The 22,145-nt window shown below is 52.7% G+C and carries 16 protein-coding genes; 12 read left to right on the top strand and 4 right to left on the bottom strand.

Annotation, left to right across the window (positions count from 1 at the left end; genetic code table 11):
• The first annotated feature begins 397 nt into the window (after positions 1–397).
• The 3 genes from MKX63_RS08860 to MKX63_RS08870 all read left to right on the top strand — a co-directional run bounded on the left by MKX63_RS08860 (position 398) and on the right by MKX63_RS08870 (position 3,876).
• Positions 398–2,353, top strand: coding sequence for a heavy metal translocating P-type ATPase (locus tag MKX63_RS08860; protein ID WP_341018575.1), 1,956 nt, complete (start codon positions 398–400; stop codon positions 2,351–2,353).
• A gap of 261 nt (positions 2,354–2,614) precedes the next feature.
• Positions 2,615–3,556, top strand: coding sequence for a thioredoxin-disulfide reductase (trxB, locus tag MKX63_RS08865; protein WP_341016579.1), 942 nt, complete (start codon positions 2,615–2,617; stop codon positions 3,554–3,556).
• Positions 3,557–3,639: 83 nt separating this feature from the next.
• The gene (locus MKX63_RS08870; RefSeq protein WP_036694922.1) at positions 3,640–3,876 is read left to right on the top strand and encodes a glutaredoxin family protein; all 237 of its coding nucleotides are present in this window, start codon (positions 3,640–3,642) and stop codon (positions 3,874–3,876) included.
• Between the two features lie 177 nt (positions 3,877–4,053).
• Here MKX63_RS08870 and MKX63_RS08875 read toward each other — a convergent pair whose 3' ends face one another.
• Together MKX63_RS08875 and MKX63_RS08880 are read right to left on the bottom strand one after the other, a co-directional pair.
• On the bottom strand, positions 4,054–4,248 hold the full coding sequence (locus MKX63_RS08875; protein ID WP_341016581.1) for a hypothetical protein: 195 nt from the start codon (positions 4,246–4,248) through the stop codon (positions 4,054–4,056).
• 131 nt (positions 4,249–4,379) lie between these two features.
• Entirely contained in the window at positions 4,380–5,540 is a 1,161-nt protein-coding gene (locus MKX63_RS08880; RefSeq protein WP_341016583.1) for an ROK family protein, read from the bottom strand.
• 359 nt (positions 5,541–5,899) lie between these two features.
• Between MKX63_RS08880 and xylA the strand changes: the two genes are divergently transcribed.
• The 9 genes from xylA to MKX63_RS08925 all read left to right on the top strand — a co-directional run bounded on the left by xylA (position 5,900) and on the right by MKX63_RS08925 (position 21,273).
• Positions 5,900–7,219 carry a xylose isomerase gene (gene xylA, locus MKX63_RS08885; protein ID WP_036730361.1) on the top strand — a complete coding sequence of 440 codons (1,320 nt, stop codon included), beginning with the start codon at positions 5,900–5,902 and terminating at the stop codon, positions 7,217–7,219.
• Between the two features lie 637 nt (positions 7,220–7,856).
• The gene (xylB, locus tag MKX63_RS08890; protein WP_341016586.1) at positions 7,857–9,353 is read left to right on the top strand and encodes a xylulokinase; all 1,497 of its coding nucleotides are present in this window, start codon (positions 7,857–7,859) and stop codon (positions 9,351–9,353) included.
• Between the two features lie 217 nt (positions 9,354–9,570).
• Positions 9,571–11,115, top strand: a complete 1,545-nt coding sequence (locus tag MKX63_RS08895) for a response regulator transcription factor (protein ID WP_341016588.1) — start codon at positions 9,571–9,573, stop codon at positions 11,113–11,115.
• A 559-nt stretch (positions 11,116–11,674) separates the two neighbouring features.
• Positions 11,675–13,453 carry a sensor histidine kinase gene (locus MKX63_RS08900; protein WP_341016589.1) on the top strand — a complete coding sequence of 593 codons (1,779 nt, stop codon included), beginning with the start codon at positions 11,675–11,677 and terminating at the stop codon, positions 13,451–13,453.
• Positions 13,454–13,567: 114 nt separating this feature from the next.
• Positions 13,568–14,554: an ABC transporter permease gene (locus MKX63_RS08905; RefSeq protein ID WP_341016591.1), complete on the top strand. Its 987-nt coding sequence runs from the start codon at positions 13,568–13,570 to the stop codon at positions 14,552–14,554.
• 14 nt (positions 14,555–14,568) lie between these two features.
• Positions 14,569–15,468: a carbohydrate ABC transporter permease gene (locus tag MKX63_RS08910; protein WP_341016594.1), complete on the top strand. Its 900-nt coding sequence runs from the start codon at positions 14,569–14,571 to the stop codon at positions 15,466–15,468.
• Positions 15,469–15,659: 191 nt separating this feature from the next.
• Positions 15,660–17,402, top strand: a complete 1,743-nt coding sequence (locus tag MKX63_RS08915) for an ABC transporter substrate-binding protein (protein WP_341016596.1) — start codon at positions 15,660–15,662, stop codon at positions 17,400–17,402.
• Positions 17,403–17,513: 111 nt separating this feature from the next.
• Positions 17,514–19,901, top strand: a complete 2,388-nt coding sequence (locus MKX63_RS08920; protein WP_341016599.1) for a glycoside hydrolase family 95 protein — start codon at positions 17,514–17,516, stop codon at positions 19,899–19,901.
• Between the two features lie 232 nt (positions 19,902–20,133).
• On the top strand, positions 20,134–21,273 hold the full coding sequence (locus MKX63_RS08925) for a transglutaminase domain-containing protein (RefSeq protein ID WP_341016601.1): 1,140 nt from the start codon (positions 20,134–20,136) through the stop codon (positions 21,271–21,273).
• Positions 21,274–21,317: 44 nt separating this feature from the next.
• Here MKX63_RS08925 and MKX63_RS08930 read toward each other — a convergent pair whose 3' ends face one another.
• Together MKX63_RS08930 and MKX63_RS08935 are read right to left on the bottom strand one after the other, a co-directional pair.
• Entirely contained in the window at positions 21,318–21,641 is a 324-nt protein-coding gene (locus MKX63_RS08930; RefSeq protein ID WP_341016602.1) for a DUF3889 domain-containing protein, read from the bottom strand.
• Positions 21,642–21,720: 79 nt separating this feature from the next.
• Positions 21,721–22,086 (bottom strand): MerR family transcriptional regulator, encoded by a 366-nt coding sequence (locus MKX63_RS08935; RefSeq protein WP_341016603.1) that lies wholly within the window; start codon positions 22,084–22,086, stop codon positions 21,721–21,723.
• Positions 22,087–22,145: the final 59 nt, after the last annotated feature.

Genomic DNA, 22,145 nt, shown 5'->3' on the forward strand with positions numbered 1-22,145 from the left:
TTCTCTTCATCCGCCCCAGCAACCCTTACCCTGTCTCCAGGCCAACCCTCTCTCCTCAAAAATCAGGCTTGCCCCCGGGTTTACTTTTACGCCTTGCGTGGTATAGTATAGGTATAAGTTGCACGAAGGAAATATAGTTGCTCTATCGCAACAATGATTATCATTCTCATTCATCTCTCAGTCATTCATTTATCTCTTACTCTCTTCCAGGCATGACTATCTTCCAGTCATCACTTTGAGTCATGCCATCATCCCAGTCATTATCCTCAACAACCATACCTATTCAACATGCTGTCCCGGCGATGCCGGGGCAGCATGTGTCATTTTAAGGGTGTTAATAATGGCTCTCATTCTCAAGTGTGCGCTTAACCAAAACCATTCAGGAAGGTGATTTATGATGCAAGCAACCTCGAAATCAATGCCCAAATCCATAGCGCGTCAAGGAGGGGCGCAGCAGCCCCGGACTCCGGGACCGCGCCGCTTCGATCCGCTGGCGGTGCTTAGTAACTCCGAAATGCAGGCTGCTCTGGGGAGCGGGCTGATTATGCTGGTAGCCTGGGCTGCCAGCGGCTGGTCGGAGGTCTTATCCGTAATTCTCTACGTGATCTCTTATACACTGGGCGGCTGGATGAAGGCGAAGGAAGGCGTGGAGACGCTGGTCAAAGAGCGTGACCTGGATGTCAACCTGCTGATGATTGCTGCAGCATTGGGTGCCGCCTCCATCGGATACTGGAATGAAGGGGCGATGCTCATCTTCATCTTTGCCCTGAGCGGAGCGCTGGAGAGCTATACGATGGAACGCAGCAAAAAGGATATCTCCTCTCTGCTGGCCCTCAAGCCGGCTACCGCTGTGCGCATTGAGCAGGGAACGATGAGCGAGGTGCCCATTGATCAGCTTGTGCTGGGCGATCTGCTGCTGGTCCGTCCGGGTGAGCTGGTTCCCGCTGACGGCAAGGTATGCCGGGGGGAATCCTCTGTGAATCAGGCCTCTATCACGGGAGAATCGCTTCCCGTAGACAAAGCTGTCGGCAGTGAAGTATTCGCCGGTACCGTCAATGGAGAAGGCCCCCTCTATATAGAAGTGACGAAGACTGCCGAGAATACACTGTTTGCCAAAATCATCCGCATGGTGGAAGAGGCGGAGAACGAAGTGCCGGATTCGCAGCGTTTTATCAAACGGCTGGAATCCGTATATGCCCGGGTTGTGGTGGCTGCCACAGTCCTGCTGATTACCTTGCCGCCGTTTGTGCTGGACTGGAGCTGGAGCAATACGTTCTACAAGGCAATGGTCTTCCTGGTCGTGGCATCCCCGTGTGCGCTGGTATCCTCAATCATGCCTGCCATGCTGTCGGCCATCTCCAAGAGCGCCCGCAAAGGCATCCTGTTCAAAGGCGGAGTTCATCTGGAGAATATGGCGCGGACTTCGGTCGTTGCTTTTGACAAAACCGGTACTTTGACGGAGGGAATTCCGCAGGTCACGGACTTCATCGCCGGAGAAGGGTATGTGCGGGAAGAGCTGCTGGCCGTGAGTGCATCCATCGAGAAGCTGTCGGGGCATCCGCTGGCAGAAGCCATTGTCGCGCTGGCAGAAGCGGAGCAGATCGGACTGCGTGAGATTGAAGAGAGCCAGTCGGTTACCGGCTGGGGAATTGAAGGCGTCATAGACGGCCAGCTGTGGCGGATCGGCAAGTCGAATCTGCTGGATGAAGCAGAAGGGGCGGCTGCGGACCATTGGAAGGCTCTGCGCAGCAGGCTGGAACAGGAAGGCAAAACGGTATCGCTGATCCTTGCCGGCGAGATCATCGCCGGAATGATTGCCCTGCAGGACACCGTTCGCCCCCAGGCGGCGGCTGCCGTGCGCAAGCTGCATGCTCTGGGGATCAAGGTAGCGATGCTGACCGGAGACCGCGAGGCTACAGCCCGGGTCATTGCGGGGCAGAGCGGCGTTGATTTCGTGTTCGCGGGACTTTTGCCGGAAGATAAGGTATCGCATGTCAAGGCGCTTCGGGAGCAATACGGTCATGTCATCATGGTAGGCGACGGGGTGAATGATGCACCTGCACTCGCTACCGCAACGGTTGGCATGGGCATGGGAATGAAGGGCAGCGGGGCTGCCCTGGAGATTGCCGATGTGGTGCTGATGAATGACAACATTGAAGAGATTGCCGGGACGATTGCCCTGGCGCGCCGGACGCAGCGGATTGTGAAGCAGAATATGATTTTTGCCGTAACGGTCATTGCCACCTTGATGATCAGCAACTTTGTGCAGGGGATTGCGCTGCCGTTCGGGGTGGTTGGGCATGAGGGAAGCACGATTCTCGTCATCCTTAACGGATTGCGTCTACTGCGTTAATATTTTAAAAATATAAGAATTTTTAGGTTTCACTCTATAAATTATCCTTCTATTTCCCGCTGAAACGGTACCGTCCTCCATAGGGCCGGCAAAGCCGGTTCAACTTAATTGCTTAAAATTGAATTGTTCACAAAAAGGAGCGTTTACAACGGTTCTGACATATTGACAACTCCCCTTGAGGTGATCATAATAAATACTAGATTATAATTATTTTAAATAAGGAACGGCGTCTTTTCCGTCCATCTCAAGGGGGATATCATCATGTACAAATCAATTATTGTCGGTACTGGACCGGCCGGATTGACAGCTGCTATATATTTGGCCCGTGCGAACCTGAACCCGCTCGTTATCGAAGGTCCGCAGCCTGGCGGACAGCTTACAACTACAACGGAGATCGAGAACTTCCCGGGCTTCCCGGAAGGCATTCTGGGTCCCGATCTGATGGATAATATGCGCAAGCAGGCAGAGCGTTTCGGTGCACAGTTCGTGACCGGCTGGGTGAACAGCGTGGAGCTGGGCGACCGTCCGTTCAAGCTGAATGTGGAAGGCATGGGCACGCTGATCACGGATACTTTGATTATCTCCACGGGTGCTACGGCCAAGTATCTCGGGATTCCCGGGGAGCAGGATAACATCGGACGCGGGGTCAGCACTTGTGCCACCTGTGACGGATTTTTCTTCCGCGGCAAAGAGATCGTGGTGGTCGGCGGCGGCGATTCCGCGCTTGAAGAAGCGGGCTTCCTGACACGTTTTGCCTCCAAGGTAACCCTGGTACACCGGCGTGAAGAGCTGCGGGCCTCGAAGATTATGCAGGACCGTGTCCGCGATAACGCCAAAGTGAGCTGGGGACTGAACCGCACCCCTGTTGAAGTGGTTGCCGGAGACAAGGGGGTAACCGGGCTGAAGGTGGTCAACAACGAGACAGGCGAAGAAGAGTTCATTGAAGCCAGCGGGGTATTCGTGGCGGTCGGCCATCATCCGAATACGGCATTCCTGGGCGGACAGATTACTACGGATGCGAACGGTTATATTGTATCGAACCCCGGAACCTCCGAGACGAACATTCCCGGCGTATTCGCCTGCGGCGATGTGCAGGATACCCGTTACAGACAGGCCATCACGGCTGCAGGCAGCGGCTGTATGGCGGCTATGGATGCCGAGAAATATATCGAGAGCCTGGAGCACAGCGCAGTAATTATGTAAGTCTGGCATTTGGAGAAGCAAGGATTCCGGTGCTACAATAGATCTCAGAGTCTAATACTTAGATACGAGGAGGAAATCATACTATGGAGAATGTAATTGTATACACATCGACGAATTGCCCGCATTGCCGTCAGGTGAAAAGCTTCCTGAGCGATAAAGGGGTAGCGTACGAAGAACGCAACATCGAGCAGAATGAAGAGTACGCCCAGCAGGTGTGGGATATGGGCATGAGAGCCGTGCCGATTACGGTGATCGGGGATATGAAGATCGTCGGAATGAACAAGACCAAGTTCGACAAGGCTCTGGCTGCAACGGAATAATAGCCGGCAATCCTGAAATATAAAGAGCCGCTTCCCGATGGGAGGCGGCTCTTTGCGTACGGCGGCGGAAAAACAACATTTAAATCTGCCCATGGGTCTGACTTGTTTTAACGAATATGAACAATCTTAAATACTGCTTCTCCACTTGCTTGCGTTGTTACTGTCTGCTTGCAGGCCTCAGGTAAGAGACATGAACATCTGAAAGACAGCATAAACGGCAATGCCGCTGGCGATAAGGAGGAATCCCGATTTCTTCCGCGACTGGAACAGACGCAGGACACCGAGGCTGACGAGCGGAGCAATGACGATGAGCAGCAGCAGCACCGCGATGAACATCTTCGCCGAAATATCAGACGTATCAACATAAGTCATGGATTCTCTCTCCATTTCAAAAAAAGGGGTATGGTGACAAATGTCACACAAGTATCCTTATTATATAGGATAGCTACTCCCTTTAGAGCAGGAAATGCAGAAAAAAATGCGGCGATTTTACGTCAATTCGTCTATAGGGTCACGCGAATGTTGCCCAGGAAATGCATAACCGCTGAAAAACCCGCTCCAATCATGGTTCCCCGGCTTCCCAGCCTGGAGAAGGTGATTTCGAGCTGCTGCTTGTGATAGGGGAGGGTACGCTCAGCTACCACCCGGCGCAGCGGCTCGCCGAGCCAAGGCTCCGCCTCCGATAAAGCGCCGCCGATAACGATCAGCTCGGGGTTGAAGCTGTTGATCAGATTGGTAACTCCGATCCCCAGATACTCGCCAATGGAGTTGAAATGGCTTAACGTATCGGGCTGCCCCTCAAGTGCATACTTGACCAGTCCGGTCGTAGTACGGGCCGGGAGGGAGAGGCCGGGGTTATCATAGGTTTTCTCGGAGGCGTACAGCTCCCAGCAGCCCCGGCTGCCGCAGCTGCATGGCTTGCCTTCCGCTTCAATCGTCATATGTCCTGTCTCACCGGCATAGCCGCGCGCGCCCTTGTACAGCTCTCCGCCAATAATAATCCCCGACCCGATCCCCGACCCCGCACTGATATACAGCAGATGGCGCACATCGCGGGCCGCTCCGAAGTTCAGCTCACCCTGGGCGCCTGCATTGGCCTCATTATCAATGGTGACCGGCACCGCGAAGGCGCTTTCCAGAATCGAACGCAGGTCTACCATCTCCCAGCCCAGGTTGGGCGCGAACAGGACAACACCTTGCTCATCGACCATTCCCGGGACGCCGACACCAATGCCGACGAGCCCGTAATGAGAAGGCGGGGCCGTAGCAATCAGCTCTGAGATCATCTGCTGCATCTGCCCGAGCACATAAGGGAAGTCGTGGGTCTCCAGCACACTGTCCCGTTCATGAAGAATGCCGCCCCCCAGGTCGCAGAGTACAGCCTTAAGCTGTTTCACCCGCAGCTCGATCCCGATCACACTTCCCGCCATTTCGTTAAAATGCAGCATCAGCGGCTTGCGCCCGCCGCTGGATTCTCCGGGTCCGGCCTCAGTAACCAGCTGCTGTCCGCATAGCTCGGCTACCAGATTGGAGACGGTGGCTTTATTAAGGCCTGTCACCCCGGATACCTTGGCCCGTGAGATAGGGGAATGCATACGGATGGTATGTAAAATAATCGATTTGTTTATTTTTTTGACCAGCGCCTGATCACCGGTAACTTTCAAGCGGCACACTTCCTTCTGCAATATAAGAATTTATAGGTTTCACACTATAACCTAACGTTCTAATTCCCGCTGAAACGTGAGCGTGAAGACGCTCTCCGCTGCGCGGGTATGCCCCCTAGTCTAGAATGAAGAGCGCAAAAATGCAACTGCATCCATTGAATTAGGACGATCCGGATGTTACATATTTTTAAATATAAGGAACTTATAGAGGTGGGAACAGGTACCGGGATCGCTCAATACAGCGGGAAAAATAAAAATAAAAAAACTTTGTTTAACCAATATACAAAGTTAAAGAGATGTGTTAAGATGATGCTGTAAACGCTTGCGGGCGAAGCAAAATATCGAGGAGGATTTTACAAATGGCTTATTTTGAAACAGTGAGCAAGATCTCTTACGAGGGAAGCCGTTCCACCAACCCTTATGCATTCAAATTCTACAATCCTACAGAAATCGTAGCCGGCAAAACAATGGAAGAGCACCTGAAATTTGCAATGGCTTACTGGCATACATTAACAGCTGGCGGTTCCGATCCGTTCGGCGCTGAAACTGCAGTCCGCGCTTGGGACAAACTGAGCACACTGGACAAAGCTAAGGCACGTGCGGAAGCAGCATTCGAATTCATGGAGAAGATGGACCTGCAGTACTACTGCTTCCATGATGTGGACATCGCTCCTGAAGGCGCGTCCCTGCGTGAATTCTACAGCAACATCGATACTATCGTAGACATCCTTGAACAAGGCATGAAGGCTTCCGGCAAAAAATTGCTGTGGAACACTGCCAACATGTTCACCAACCCGCGCTACATGCACGGTGCAGGTTCTACCTGTAACGCTGACGTATTCGCACACGCTGCTGCACAAGTGAAGAAAGGTCTGGAAGTGGGTAAACGTCTGGGCGCTGACAACTATGTATTCTGGGGCGGCCGTGAAGGTTATGAAACTCTGCTCAACACCAACATGCAACTGGAGCAAGACAACATTGCCCGTCTGTTCAGCATGGCTGTTGATTATGCGAAGGAAATCGGCTTCGACGGACAATTCCTGATCGAGCCTAAGCCGAAAGAGCCTACCAAGCACCAATATGACTTCGACGCTGCAACCTGCATCGCGTTCCTGCAGAAGTACAACCTGGATAAGCACTTCAAGCTGAACCTTGAAGCGAATCATGCTACACTGGCCGGCCACACCTTCGAGCACGAGCTGCATGTAGCCCGTATCAACGGTATGCTGGGATCACTCGATGCGAACCAGGGCGATCCATTGCTCGGCTGGGATACAGATGAATTCCCTGCAAGCATCTACGATGCTACACTGACTCTGTATGAAGTACTGAAGAACGATGGTCTGGGCAAAGGCGGAATCAACTTTGACTCCAAAGTACGCCGTCCTTCCTTCGAGCCTGAGGATCTGTTCCTGGCACACATCTCCGGTATGGACGTATACGCTAAGGGCTTGAAGGTAGCTGCTAAGCTGCTGGAAGACGGCGTATTCGAGAACTTCATCGCTGAGCGTTACAGCAGCTTCAACGAAGGCGTTGGCGCTGACATCGTATCCGGCAAAGCAACACTGGCTTCGCTGGCTGACTACGCGCTGAACAACGAGAGCCCGCGTCCGAACAAATCCGGACGTCAGGAACTGCTGAGAGCTACACTTAACCAGTACATCCTGACTGCTGAGTAAGACGCTGCCGGATTTGCGGGAGTGCCCGCAGATTCATTAGAGAATACACGCAACGGGGGTTGCTGAAGAGAGCATTCTTCGGCAGCCCCTTTTTTAATACTGAGATGGTAGGGTTTGCTGCGAAGCAGGGCATCAGGATTGCAGAAGTGAAGTTATTCCGTAAACGCGGTAAGTATGAAGTATGGCTCAAACTGTGTGAGTGTATTTTGTGCAATAGAATGCTCTAATTTCGCTGGAAAATAGCATTCTGCTGTATTTCGTACAACAGATATTTGAGGATCATGTACAAAACAGCCTTTTCAACAAATTCTAGTGTACAAAGTGCAATAGCCTACGATTTTCGGCCAATTTAACGAGAATCTATTGCAGGAAATACAATTGCGGCTGCATCTTAGGTGTACCTCTCGCGTACTTTGGCCATCCCTTAAGTGGAAGGTGTTTTTGAACCGCTGCGGAGAAGTTTCATAAGAAGAATTGCTTCATATAACTAAGCGTATGCTTACGAAACGAGTTTTGCTCGAAGTGACTACAGGATGCGGGCCCCCCGCAAAACTTAAGATTGTGCTTACGAAGCGAGTTATATTGCGGAGAAGTTTCATAAGAAGAATTGCTTCATATAACTTTTAGGAGGATAACTATGAAATATGTAATTGGTGTCGATCTGGGAACCAGCGCGGTAAAGACTGTACTGGTAGATCCTCAGGGCAAGGTGGCTTTTGAGCACTCTGAAGCGTATCCGCTCAGCAGACCCCAGCCGAACTGGAGTGAGCAGAATCCGGAGGATTGGGTGAAGGGAACCATCGCCAGTCTGAAGCGTCTGATGGAAGTATCCGGCGCTAAGCCTGAACAGATCGACGGTATCAGCTTTTCCGGCCAGATGCACGGGCTTGTGCTCGTTGACGGCGAAGGCAAGGCGCTGCGTCCCGCCATTCTATGGAATGATACGCGTACAACTGCGGAATGCCGCAAGATTGAGAAGAAGCTTGGCAGCAAGCTGATCGATATCGCCCGGAACCGTGCGCTCGAAGGCTTCACGCTTCCGAAGATTCTGTGGGTCCAGGAGCATGAGCCGGAGGTACTCGCGAAGGCTGAACTATTCCTGCTGCCGAAGGATTATGTGCGCTACCACCTGACAGGTGATTACGCCATGGACTACTCCGATGCAGCCGGAACTCTGCTGCTCGACGTTGGTGCGAAGCAGTGGAGTGCGGAGATTGCCGGGGCGTTCGATCTGCCGGTCTCCCTCTGCCCGAGACTCGTGGAATCCTTCGAGCAGACCGGAACCCTGCTTCCGGCAGTTGCCGAAGCCTCCGGCTTGCTGCCTACCACCAAGGTGTTCGCCGGCGGGGCAGACAATGCCTGCGGCGCACTGGGTGCCGGCATTCTGGGTGAAGGCCGGACGATGTGCAGCATCGGAACCTCCGGTGTGGTGCTGTCCTACGAGAGCAATAAGGATCTTAACCTCGAAGGCAAGGTGCATTTCTTCAACCACAGTGAGAAGGATGCCTTCTATATCATGGGTGTTACCTTGGCGGCAGGACACAGCCTGACCTGGTTCAAGGAGACCTTTGCAGCGGACAAGAGCTTTGACGAATTGCTTAAGGGTGTGAATGAAATCCCGGCCGGCAGCAGCGGGCTGCTGTTCACCCCTTACATCAGCGGGGAACGTACACCGCACCCGGATGCGAGCATCCGCGGCAGCTTTATCGGCATGGATTCCGGACATACTCTGTCCCACTTTACCCGGGCTGTGCTGGAGGGCATCACCTTCTCGCTGCGTGAATCCATCGAGATTGTGCGTGAATCCGGCAAAGAGATTACCGAGGTTGTAGCGATCGGCGGCGGGGCCAAGAATGAAGCCTGGCTGCAGATGCAGGCGGATATCTTCGGTGCTACGATCATCAAGCTGGAGAGCGAGCAGGGTCCGGCTATGGGCGCAGCTATGCTGGCAGCCTATGGCGCAGGCTGGTTTGAATCCCTGGGTGCATGTGCGGAAGCCTTCATCCGTCCGGCAGAGACCTATACCCCTAATGCAGATCAGGCGGCGCTATATGACGGGATCTTCGCTTTGTATCAGGATGTATACGGCCAGACCCGCGAGCTGAATGAGAAGCTGGCTTCTTACCGTAAATAGAATATCCGCACGGAATGACTGCCATCCTGTACAGGGTGGCAGCTTATTTTCTTTTAAAATATAAGAATTTATATGTTTCACACGATAATTTATCCTTCTATTTCTCGCTGAAACGGTACCGTCCTTTAAAAGGACGGCAATGCCGTTTCCACTTGTATAGGTTATGGTATAAGCTTGCTGTAAAGTTTGTAATAAGCTCTGTGAAGGGAGGCCCCCATTGATCAAAGTACTGATTGTGGATGATGAGCCCAAGCTGAGGGAAGGGATGCGCACCTTGATTCCCTGGGAGGAAGAGGGGTATACCGTGGTGGCGACAGCGGCTAACGGTTATGAAGCGCTGGACAAATTCCGTGAGCTGAAGCCTGGACTTGTAATGGCGGATATCCGCATGCCGGGCATGACCGGACTGGAATTGATCGCTGAACTGCGTAAGGAGAATCCAGGCTGCCATGTGCTGATTCTGAGCGGCTATGCCGATTTTGAATATGCGAAGCAGGCCATCTCCTATCATATTGACGGCTACTTGCTGAAGCCGGTGGATGAAGAGGAGCTGATCAGCTACCTGCAGGAGCTGCGGGAGAAGATCAGCCTGGAGGAACGGATCAATGAATGGCAGGCGCTGGAGCCGGCAAGAACTACCGAGGTGCTGGTGCGGGAGCTGCTGCAGTCGAAGGAAGCCGGAGAGTCGGCGGCCGAGCTGGGCCTTAAGGACAGCAGCTGCGAAGTGGTGCTGCTGGAATTGAAAGGGCTTAACAAGGGCGAGGATACCCGCGAAGATGCAGTGAAGCGGCTGATGGAGCGGCATTGGCAGGAGGAGGAGCGCGGCTTCTTCTTCACCCTTCCCCCGTACATGGGAATTCTGCTGAAGGAGCCGCTCCGGGATGAAGGTGCACGGGCAGCGCTCTGGCAGGAGCTGCACCAGCTGATCTCGAAGGAGGGGCTGGAGTTCGTGGCCGCAGCGGGCGGAGCAGCTGTCCGGCCGGAGGAGGCCGGACAGTCCTTCGCGGCTGCACGCGACCGGCTGGACGATGCCTTCTTCGGGCAGAAGAATACCCTCCTCTGCGGAATACCGGACCTGTGGGAGGAGCCTGCACAAGGCGCGGTGGAACTGGAGGAGGAGCCGGACCCCGAGCGTGATATTGAGGTGCAGCTGTTACTGGCAGTGGAGGCTGGAAGCAGCGAGGTGGCCAGGGAGCTTACGCTGCAGATTATCCGCCAGCTTGTGCATACCCAGCGGGATGAGACTTACATCAAGGATCAGCTGCTGCGGATTGTCAGCAGTACCATTGCCCGGCTGGAGGCGGCGAGTCCTGAGCTGCGCCCGCTGATTGCCGGACAAGCCTCGCCGATGGGCGAGGTGTACAGCAGCAGGTACCTGCATGATACAGAGCGGCTGGTGTCGGGCTACATGGAGCAGCTCTCCCGGCTGACGGGCAGTGGAGGCGGACGCGGCGATGAGATTAAGCGGATCACGGATCTGATCCAGCGCCGGTATAAGGAGAATTTGAAGCTGGGCACACTTGCGGAGATTTTTAACTACAATAGTGCTTATTTGGGTAAAATGTTCAAGAACCAGGTGGGCGAGCACTTCAACACGTATCTGGATAAGGTGCGGATCGAGAAGGCTAAGCAGCTGCTTACCCAGGGCATGAAGGTCTATGAGGTGGCCGAGCAGGTTGGATACATGAACTCCGACTACTTCAACGCCAAATTCCGCAAATATGTCGGCGTCTCCCCTAGCGCGTACCGTAAGGAGAACTAGTAGACCATCAGATTTAAACAAGTGATTTTATTCCATAAATGCGGTAAGGGATGAAGCTGTGTTCGTAGCAAAAAAACAGGGATAAGTGTATTCTGTACAACTAAAAATAGTGAAACGGGTGGACTTCCTCGTCGAATTGTAGTCTGTACAACTAAATTTGCCCGGATTGGTGAAAATCCAGATATAGAGGCATTTTAATTGTAGGAAATACAACTAAACGAAGATTTGGCAGCATATCAGACGACTTAGTTGTACAAATTGCAATTAAGTCTCCACCCGCACACTAAATGGGGCGCGGTAAACCTGCTGCAAGCCATATAATCAACAACATCTGGAGACAACAGCGGCCGTAACTCCAAATGTTCACCGCAGTGACGACCAAGCTTTGAGTTCGAATTTTTTAGTGCGCTTTCGTTAGACCATTGGCAAGCTTGCAGAAAATCAGGTATGAGGCTTATGATATACAGGCTGTTCCCCTTCTTGCAGAAGACCCGGGAGCAGCCTGTTTGTATAGAGAGGGGAGATTGATATCAAGAAGCTGGTGCGGATGGTCAATAACATGAAGCTGAAATACAAGCTGATCTTCTTTTATATCATAGTGGTGATGATTCCCGTGCTGATTGCCGGGATTATTCTGACGAATTATTTTCGGGAGGGAGCCTTGAACAGAGCGATAGATCAGGCCACCAACAATGTGGAAAAGATCAAAAGCCAGCTGTACAGCAAGCTGCGGGTTCCTACAGATATTTCGAATCTGCTCTATTTCGATGAGGATCTGGAGCGGCTGGTCAATACGCATTATCCGAGTATCCTGGAGCTGACCAAGGCTTACCTGAATTATACCGACCTCAAGGAATATGTGCTGCGGTACCGGGAAATCTCCAATATCCGCTTTTTCATCGATAATCCCACACTGGTGGACGATATGTCCATCGCACCGGTAACGCCGGAGATCCGCACGAGAAACTGGTATACACAGGCTATGCAGAACAATCAGATCTACTGGATGTATATCCACGACAAGGACCCTTATTTCAACAGTCCCAAAGGAACGATCAACAAGCTGAGCCTGGTCCGCCAGGTGCCCTACCCGGAATACAGCAAGTCAGGAATTCTGATGGTGCAGGTGAATCAGAATGAGCTGAACCAGATGCTGCACCAGGAGCCGTTCGAGACCATTATTATCGATGAGCAGGGCTATATTGTATCCGCTAAGAATCCGCAGCTGGTGGGCAGCACGGTGGATGCTTTCGACATAGGGATTGATGTGCAGGCGCAGACCAAGGGTGTGTTCACGACCCAGGTGAAGGACAAGGATTCCTACGTCATCATCGATGAGATGATCCCTGAGCTGAGTGTCAGCAAGCTGAAGATTATCTCGGTATTTGAGACTAAAAGTATTCTGAGCGATGCCAACAAGGTGAGTCAGCTGGGCCTGCTTATCGTAATCGGGGTGCTGCTGGTTGCGCTTGTACTGGTCTATACGATCTCGCTGCTGACCAGCAACCGGCTGCTGCGGCTGAGCCGCCAGCTCAATCAAGTGGCCCTCGGGAACCTGAATGTCGTCTCCCACATAGACGGAACAGACGAGATCGGCCAGCTGTCGCGCCAGTTCAACTACATGGTAGCCAGCATTAACCAGTTGATTAACCAGGTGATAGAGAGCAATGAGAAGAACAGTACGCTGGAGATTGCGCAGCGGGAGATTAAGCTGAAGATGATGGCCAGTCAGATTCATCCGCATTTTCTGTTCAACGCCCTGGAGTCCATCCGTATGAACGCCCATCTGCGGGGAGAGAAGGAGATTGCAAATATTGTCAGGCTGCTGGGCAAGCTGATGCGCAAGAATCTGGAAGTAGGCCGGGAGAGAGCGCCGATCAAGGAAGAGATTGAGATGATCCGCTCCTATCTGGAGATTCAGAAGTTCCGCTACGAGGACAGGCTGGAATATGAGATTACCTGCGATCCTGCCGCCGCTGAGGTGATGATTCCGCCGCTGATTATCCAGCCGCTGGTGGAGAATTCGGTCGTTCATGGTCTGGAGAACAAGGAGGGCACCGTGCATGTCAGCATCGCTGTTACCCTCACAGAGAATCAGGAGATTCAGGTGATTGTAATGGATGACGGGATCGGCATGAGGGAAGGACGGCTGTCCGAGATTATGGAGGTCATCACCAAGGTGGAGGAAGAGGAGCAGGGCAGGATCGGGCTGCGTAATGTGCAGCAGAGACTGACTCTGTATTACGGAGCGGAGCACGGGCTGAACATCTCAAGCCGGGAAGGAGAGGGGACCCGGATTACATTTTCAATCCCGAGGGACAGTGATTTGAAGGCTTAAGGGGATACTGGCGGGGAGAATGTCTAATTTCTATAGGTTTTTACGTGAAATCTGTTGGGTATTCTCGCCCCCGGCGCTGGGATAAGATAAAGCTATCAAAGCGAAGGGGGAATATTGATCGTGAAAGCGCTCACTGAAAGCGGTGTTACAGCAAATGAAAGCGTAACCCCCCGCCCACCTGCGAAACGGAATAGTGGATTTTGGAAAAGCGTACTCCAGCAAAAGTACTTATACCTGATGTCCCTTCCATTCGTAATCTGGGTATTTATTTTCAGCTATGTACCCATATGGGGATGGCTAATGGCCTTTCAGAATTATAAGCCGGTCAGATCGTTCAGCGAGCAGAAATGGGTCGGATTGGACAACTTCAGGGAGCTGTTCCAGGACGAACGCTTCTATCTCGTATTAAGAAATACACTGGCGATGAGCATGCTGGGACTGATCTTCGGCTTCGTGGTTCCTATCCTGTTCGCCGTGATGCTCAACGAGCTGCGCGGGAACGTCTTCAAGAGAACGGTCCAGACGATCTCTTACCTGCCCCACTTTGTATCCTGGGTCGTTGTAGGAGGGATTGTCTACAAGACGCTTGCCATCGACGGAGGGATCGTGAATGATCTGCTGCTCTGGACGAATCTTATTGATGAGCCGATTCAGTTCATGGCCCAAGGGAAATACTTCTGGGGAGTCCTAACAGCTGCTGACATCTGGAAGGAAACGGGCTGGAATGCGATCATCTATCTGGCAGCGATTACAGGCATTGATAAAGAGCTGTATGAAGCGGCCAAAGTAGACGGTGCAGGACGGGTCAAGCAGATGTTCAATATTACGCTGCCGGGTATCCGCACAACGGTGATGGTGCTGCTGATTATGAATATCGGCCATCTGGTCGGCATCGGCTTCGAGAAGCAATTCCAGCTGCAGAACAACATGGTTACCGATTATTCGGAAGTGCTGGATTTGTATGCGCTTAAATACGGGATACAGATTTCACGGTTCTCCTACGGTACAGCGATAAGCATGTTCACCTCGGTAGTCAGTGTCATCCTGCTGTTTACCGCCAACGGTCTGATGAAGAAATTTGCTAAAGAAAGCATTATGTAAGGAGGGGATCAACTATGGGTGGCAAAGCATTCCAAATGTCAAAAGGTGAACGTGTCTTCGATATTTTTCTCTACATCGCTCTAATCCTGGTTATGATTGTGACGTTATATCCCTTTCTGAACGTGCTGGCAATTTCCTTCAATGAATCTACAGATACAGTCCGGGGCGGCATCTATATCTTCCCGCGGGCCTGGACTCTGGAGAATTACCAGCGGATCTTCAGTTATACAGGGCTGATTCAAGGCTTCAAAATATCGATTCTGCGTACTATTTCCGGTACTCTTCTAGGGCTAGTCAGTGCTTCCATGCTGGCCTTTACGCTCAGCCGTCCGGAGTTCAGAGCCAGAAGATTCGTCTCGGTATTCCTGGCCCTGACCATGTATTTCTCTGGCGGTATGGTTCCGATGTACATTCTCATGAAGGACTTGAACCTGATCGGAACGTTCTGGATTTACATCCTGCCGGGTATGGTATCCGCGTTCAACGTCTTCATTATCCGCTCCTTCATGGACGGCCTGCCGTTTGCCTTGCAGGAATCCGCCAAGCTGGACGGGGCGAATGACTTTATGATTTTCTACAAAATCATTCTTCCGCTCTGTAAGCCGGTGCTGGCGACAATCGCCTTGTTCCTGGCCGTGGGGCAATGGAATGAATGGTTCACTACCTATCTCTACAACGGCAACAAGCCGCATCTGACTACGCTGCAGTTCGAGCTGATGAAGGTCCTGTCTTCGACCAATCAGGGCAGCGGCATGGTGAATGCGAATGATATGGCCAGACAGATGGCCCAGATTTCACCGGAGTCGATCAAGATGGCGATTACCATTGTCGTAACCGTGCCGATTCTCGTGGTTTATCCGTTCCTGCAAAAGTATTTTGTCGGCGGGATGACGCTGGGTGCAGTCAAGGCATAGGCCTTAACCCAGAGCGACAGGGGAGAAGCTGCCGGGTTCAGTGCAGAGCCGGGCAGCTTACCCGCTGTGGGTGAAGTGTTAATTAGTGGGAACTTATATTTATAGTAGTTTTGCAAGCGTTCACAATGGTATATTCAGGTCTCACCTGATATGCATAAAGGCAACATATTAAGATATAAGGGGGATACACAATGAACCGCAAGAGTACCAAGACGATCTTCACGCTCCTGCTGATGAGCTCGATGCTGATCGCTGGTTGTGGAGGCAACAGCAATAATCCAGCCAACAATACGACGCCTAACAACTCAGGAACTACACCTGATGCTACTGCTGCAGCAGATGATACGGCTCTAGATACCTCACCGGCTACGTTCACCTTCTTCGGAGCGGATGCCAGCCCGAACTGGAACAAGATGCAGGATGATGTCGGTAAAGCCATCACAGAAAAGACAGGCGTCACCCTTGAGGCAGAATTCGATGTAGGCAGCGGCGGCGGTGACCAAAAAATCGCCATGATGGCGGCCAGCGGCGACGTTCCTGATATTATTTTCGCTAAAGGAAGTCTGAGTACCCTGGTGGATGCCGGCCTGATCATTGATATGACGGACCTGATTGACAAATATGGCCCCAACCTCAAGAAAGTCTACGGCGAGAACATGAACCGTCTGAAGTACAGCCTGGACGATCAGAGTATCTATCAGATTCCTACGAATATGGGTGTCGGCCAGAAATCCTTCGATGCCACAGGCGGATTTGAAATTCAGCATCGTGTGCTTAAAGAACTGGGCTATCCGAAAGTGCGTACAGTAGCTGATTTTGAAAAGGTGCTGAAGGATTATGTCGCCTTGCATCCGGAAACCGATGGGCAGCCTACCATTCCGTTGACGCTAAATGCCGATGACTGGAAGATTATGATCACCGTGACGAACCCGGCCTTTATTACAACCGGTGCACCGGATGATGGTGAATATTATGTGGACCCTGAGACCTTTGAAGCGAAGCTTCATTATAAACGTACTGAAGAAAAGGAATATTTCCGCTGGCTGAACGGCATGTATAACCAGGGCCTGCTGGATAAAGACACCTTCGTGCAAAAAGATGACCAATACAAAGCGAAAGTGGCCAGCGGGCGCGTGCTCGGTCTGATCTCCCAGGAATGGGAGTACCAGGATGGCGAAAATGCGCTGAAGGCTGCTGGTAAAGACGAGTATACCTATGGACACTTCCCTGTAACTCTGTCCGAAGAGTATAAGGATCATTCCTTCATGCAGACGGGAATCGACGGCTACGGGATTGCGATCACTACGGCTGCCAAAGATCCGGAGCGGATCATCAAATGGCTGGACTGGATGTCCTCCGATGAAGGCCAGATCCTGAGAACCTGGGGGATTAAAGACAAGCACTATACTGTGGATGCGAATGGCAAACGTGAGGTTCTGCCTGAAATCCGTGACGGCTTAGCCAATGATACAGCGAACACTCAAAAAACAACCGGGATCGGCCAGTACCTGATCTTCGGTGCCCGTTACGGCGACGGAGTGAAGGATTCAACAGACAACTACTACACCACAAGCTTCCCTGAGCAGATTGTTGCTTCGTACTCCGAAGCTGAGAAGGAATCCCTTGCCGGATACAAGGCGACTACCTGGAAGGATCTGTTCCCGAAAGAGGATGAATTCCCTGTAAAAGAAACAGGTGCCCTGTACAACCTGCCGGTTCCGACAGACGGCAAATATCAGGTCATCTTCAAAAAGACCCAGGATATCGTACGTAAACGTATCCCGGAAGCGATTCTGTCCAAACCGGGTGATTTCGATAAAGTCTATGATGCCTTCCTGGCCGAGCTGGACAAAGCCGGCGCTCAGGATATGGAAAAAGAATTCACTGAGCTGGTGAAGAAGAGAGTATCCCTGTGGACAGGCAAAAATCTGTAATCATTAATGAGATGTAGCATGATTTAGAGTAGAGCAGGAGGCAGAAAGGCCCGACTTAGGTCAGGGCCTTTTGCTGTATTCAGAACTCTTAGCAGGAAGGATGAGGAGAATATGGAAACTGAACAAAGGAAATCCGCGTGGAAGCTTAGATACAGCCAGCCCGCAGCCGCCTGGGAAGAGGCGCTGCCGCTGGGGAACGGGCATATGGGAGCTATGGTATTCGGCGGTACCGCCAGAGAGCTGATCTCGCTGAATGAGGATACCTTATGGTCCGGGTTCCCCCGGGATACCAATAATTACGAAGCGCTCAGGTATTTGAAAAGAACCCGGGAGCTAATTGCTGCAGGCCACTATGGCGAGGCCGAGGATATGGTGAATGCCCATATGCTGGGGGTCAACGCCCAGGCCTACATGCCGCTCGGGGACCTGATTCTTACGCAGCCGGGCGCAGAGAACTGTACGGCCTATGAAAGAGAGCTGGATTTAGATAGCGGGGTTGCCAAAGTGACTTATCAGACGGAGCAGGGCAACTTCACCCGTGAAGTATTCATCAGCACGCCGGACCAGGTCGGTGTCGTGTATCTGACAAGCGATCAGCCGCGGGGAATTCAGTTAGAGCTGGAGCTGGACAGCCAATTACAGCATAGCGTTAGCCCATTGGAGGGGAACGGGCTTGGGCTTGTAATGCAGGGCCGCTGTCCCTCACATATTGCCGACAATTACCGCCAGGATCATCCGCTTGCGGTGCTCTATGAGGAGGGGCTTGGAGTTGCGTTCGAGCTGCACCTGCATGTACAGGCCACCGGGGGAAGTATCCGGCATTCCGCAGACAAGCTTGTAATCAATGGCGCGGAGCGTGTGCTGCTGTTGCTGGCTGCCGGAACGGACTATGAGGAGGTGCGGTCAAGAGCAAGCCATAGAGCCGCAGCGCCAGCTCAGTATTCCACAGCTATGCTAAGTCCGGCAGAGCTGTGCGCCAGCAGATTAAGCGCTGCGGCGGGTAAGACTTATGAGGAGCTGCGGAGAAGGCATACCGGGGAGCATCAGGCGATCTTCTGCCGGATGGATCTGGATCTGGGCGGTCACGAGGCGGAGGAGCGGCCAACCGATGAACGTTTGGCTGCATATCAGGAGGGGGCAGAAGACCCGGCGCTGGAGGCCCTATTGTTCCAATATGGCCGCTATCTGCTGATGGGCAGCTCACGGGCCGGAACACAGGCAGCGAATCTGCAGGGGATCTGGAATCCCCATGTTCAGCCACCATGGAACAGCAATTACACGACCAATATCAATACACAGATGAACTACTGGCTGGCGGAGGTCTGCAATCTCAGCGAATGCCACGAGCCGCTCCTTGAGTTAATTAAGGAGCTTAGTGAGACCGGAGCCAGAACGGCGGCTATTCATTACGGGGCGCGCGGCTGGGTGGCTCATCATAATGTGGACCTGTGGAGGGCCTCCACACCGTCGGGCGGAGATGCCAGCTGGGCCTTCTGGCCAATGGGCGGCGTGTGGCTATGCCGTCACCTGTGGGAGCATTACGAATTCAACCCCAATTTGGAGTATTTGGGCGAGAGCGCTTATCCGCTAATGAAAGGAGCAGCCCTCTTCTGCCTGGATTGGCTGGTGGAAGGACCGGAGGGCCGGCTGGTTACCAGCCCGTCTACTTCGCCGGAGAACCGGTTCATCGCGGAGGACGGCAGAGCTTGCAGTATATCTATGGGCTCGGCCATGGATATGAGCCTCATCGCTGAGCTGATGCAGCACTGCCTGGAGGCTGCTCGTATTCTTGGCGTAGACGCTGAGTTTCAGGAGGAGCTGGAACAGACACTCGTACGTCTGTCTCCGCTGAAGATCAGCAAGAGCGGACGGGTGCAGGAATGGCTCTATGACTTCGCCGAAGCTGAGCCGGGGCACCGCCATGTCTCCCACCTGTACAGCCTGTATCCGGGCAACCGGATTAACAGGCGGGACACGCCGGAGCTGCTGGAAGCCAGCCGCATAACACTGGAGCAGCGGGTTGCTTCCGGCGGGGGACATACCGGCTGGAGCTGTGCCTGGTTGATCAACCTCTATGCCCGGCTCGCAGACGGGGATGCGGCTTACGGCTATGTGCGCACGCTGCTAACCCGCTCCGTCTACACCAACCTGTTCGATGCACATCCGCCGTTTCAGATTGACGGTAATTTTGGTGCGGCCGCCGGAATCGCAGAAATGCTGCTGCAGAGTCATCTCGGGGAGCTTACGCTGCTCCCGGCGTTGCCGGGAGTCTGGAAGAACGGATCTATCAGCGGCCTGAAGGCGCGCGGAGGGTATACGGTCGACATGGAATGGCAGGCTGGAGTACTGGTCTCCGCGCGAATTACAGCCCGGTTCGATGGAACACTTCGTCTCAGGTATACGCAAGAGCTGAAGTTACAGCTTGCAGACGGCCGCCGCCAGGCGCTGAACGGTGTGCTTGAGGTTACGGCTGGCGGGGTGTACTTTGTGGGGGTGTGAGGGGGGCGTATATTCCTGTGTTCACCTCTACACATTGGTTTAATGCTCACAGCGGGGAGAGAATGGCTTATGATGCAGGGAGAGGGCAGAGCCGATATAATGTAATGGAGAGTACAGGCACGACCGCCTGCCTATTCTTCAGGTTGAAGTTGTAATTAGGGCATTATTGGCATTTAATATAGAGTATACGGCTATGGCCGATAATATAGATTGCAGGAGGCACGCGGATCATATGGGGAAGAGATATAGATCGCTGATGAAAACGGCGGTTGGACTTATGCTTGTGTGTGCAGCTATTCCGCCTGCGATGTACTGGGGATACGAGCATGCGTATGCTGCAGCGGATTCGGCGGTGGTGCAGACGACACAAGGAATGACGCAGAAGCTGGCCGGAGCGATGAGTAACCGCAGAGAGACGATTACCTTCACTTATCAGGGTAAGACTGCCAAGCTGAAAAGTGAGATCCAGACGGCCATTAATCAGGCGATGGGGAGCGACCCGTACCTGTATTATATTATTGACAGCTATGCTTTCTCTTACCGTGGAAGCACGCGGGCTGTTTATGTGACGGTTCAGGTGGAATACCGGGAGACGCTGCAGCAGACGGCATATGTTAACAAGCAGGTGAAGGCTATTCTGCAGCAGATCATAACACCGGGCATGAACAATCACCAGAAGGTAAAAGCGATTCACGACTGGGTCGTGCTGAATTTGGAATATGATCACTCGCACCGCAAATACACCGCTTATGAGGGACTTCAGACCGGAAGTGCGGTCTGCCAGGGCTATACGCTGCTAACCTATAAGCTGCTGCTGGGAGCGGGCATTCCGAACAGAATTGTGGAAGGGACGGCCAGGGCGGCAGACGGTGTGACCCAGTCCCATGCCTGGAATCTGGTGCTCTTGAACGGGGCATGGTATCATCTCGATACCACCTGGGATGACCCGGACCCGAGTCCGGAGGGCGGAATCAGCACGCTCTATTATATGAGGACCGATGCCCAGATGCGGCTTGACCACACTTGGACCAAGTCCTATCCGGCGGCCTCCACCAGTTATGCCCAGACCTTGACTAAGCTGGTTAATCAAGGGGACCAGGGGGGGGAGGCATACAAGACGCTGCAGAAGGACCTGAACTACTGGCTGTACGAGGAGAATCAGGTGGTTTCGTCGGCGGAACAGCTCAAGGCGCTTGCGAAGCAGGCGGCAGAGGCCGGACAGCAATCGCTGCTGTTCCGCTATCGCGGAAGCGACAAGCTGCTTAGGCAGGATCTGCAGGCGCTCTATGGGCTGGGACTGAACAATCTGGCCTTCAACAGCTCGCCGTTCGAGAATACAGGAGATCTTAAGGTATATGCGACCTGGAAATAAAAGAGTGTCAGCTGTCCGGCGAACCAGCCAGGGTGGAGTTTATTTCAGGCCTTGGTCTCCAGGAACTGAATGGTCTGAAGCTTGTTTGTTGAAGGGTTGAAGCGGACCATCACGACTACGCCGAATTCCCGGCCCGCCTTGCTGCGGACCAGCAGCTTGAACTTCTCTTCTGCAAGCTTCGGCTGGATCTGGGTCCGGCCGATGTGCTTGTAATCGATGATCTCGGCGTTGTATTTCTGCTGCGTCTCCTTGACGGCGATGGTTCCCCACCGGGCATATTCAGGCGCAGCGGAGCTCATGCTAACAGGGGCGGCGGTGACAAGCAGGAGCATCAGCAAGGCTATCATCCAGTTTTTTTTCATTTTCATAGCGGCCTCCTTGGGGTGTGAATACTGGTTAGCGTGTCCCTTCTAAGGCGCTTCTATGCCTGGATTGCTTCTTATGGATTCAGGTTTTCCCGAACCCGTTCTCACACGTGATGTTCATATCCAGAATCTCGTACAGAGATTGCTTGGAAGCCTCCATTTTTTTCTGCGCGTCTTCAATCTCTGCTATTTTGTGATGTATAATGCGTGCTTGCTCATTCTTGGATATTCCATGCTTGGCAATCATGTCTTTAATGTCCTGAATTGAAAATCCGACCGCTATACAGTTCTTTACCACTTCAATATATTGAACGATTTCCGGGACATAATTCCGGTAATTATTCTCTTCTCTAAGGATATACTCCTCCGTAATGATGCCCATTTTCTCATAATAACGCAGGGTTGAAATAGGAAGACCGACCTTTGTTGCGACTTCACTGATCTTCATGCCATCACCTCATGGTTTGTTCTTGCTATGAACTATAGTTTATAGTTTACAATTCTCCT

This window comes from Paenibacillus sp. FSL R7-0179 (assembly GCF_038002265.1).
Taxonomy (GTDB): domain Bacteria; phylum Bacillota; class Bacilli; order Paenibacillales; family Paenibacillaceae; genus Paenibacillus_AQ.

Coding starts and splice junctions, on each gene's coding strand:
- MKX63_RS08860 (WP_341018575.1), top strand. CDS start 398: ATGCAAGCAACCTCGAAATCAATGCCCAAATCCATAGCGCGTCAAGGA.
- trxB (WP_341016579.1), top strand. CDS start 2,615: ATGTACAAATCAATTATTGTCGGTACTGGACCGGCCGGATTGACAGCT.
- MKX63_RS08870 (WP_036694922.1), top strand. CDS start 3,640: ATGGAGAATGTAATTGTATACACATCGACGAATTGCCCGCATTGCCGT.
- MKX63_RS08875 (WP_341016581.1), bottom strand. CDS start 4,248: ATGACTTATGTTGATACGTCTGATATTTCGGCGAAGATGTTCATCGCG.
- xylA (WP_036730361.1), top strand. CDS start 5,900: ATGGCTTATTTTGAAACAGTGAGCAAGATCTCTTACGAGGGAAGCCGT.
- xylB (WP_341016586.1), top strand. CDS start 7,857: ATGAAATATGTAATTGGTGTCGATCTGGGAACCAGCGCGGTAAAGACT.
- MKX63_RS08900 (WP_341016589.1), top strand. CDS start 11,675: ATGAAGCTGAAATACAAGCTGATCTTCTTTTATATCATAGTGGTGATG.
- MKX63_RS08910 (WP_341016594.1), top strand. CDS start 14,569: ATGGGTGGCAAAGCATTCCAAATGTCAAAAGGTGAACGTGTCTTCGAT.
- MKX63_RS08915 (WP_341016596.1), top strand. CDS start 15,660: ATGAACCGCAAGAGTACCAAGACGATCTTCACGCTCCTGCTGATGAGC.
- MKX63_RS08920 (WP_341016599.1), top strand. CDS start 17,514: ATGGAAACTGAACAAAGGAAATCCGCGTGGAAGCTTAGATACAGCCAG.
- MKX63_RS08925 (WP_341016601.1), top strand. CDS start 20,134: ATGGGGAAGAGATATAGATCGCTGATGAAAACGGCGGTTGGACTTATG.
- MKX63_RS08930 (WP_341016602.1), bottom strand. CDS start 21,641: ATGAAAATGAAAAAAAACTGGATGATAGCCTTGCTGATGCTCCTGCTT.
- MKX63_RS08935 (WP_341016603.1), bottom strand. CDS start 22,086: ATGAAGATCAGTGAAGTCGCAACAAAGGTCGGTCTTCCTATTTCAACC.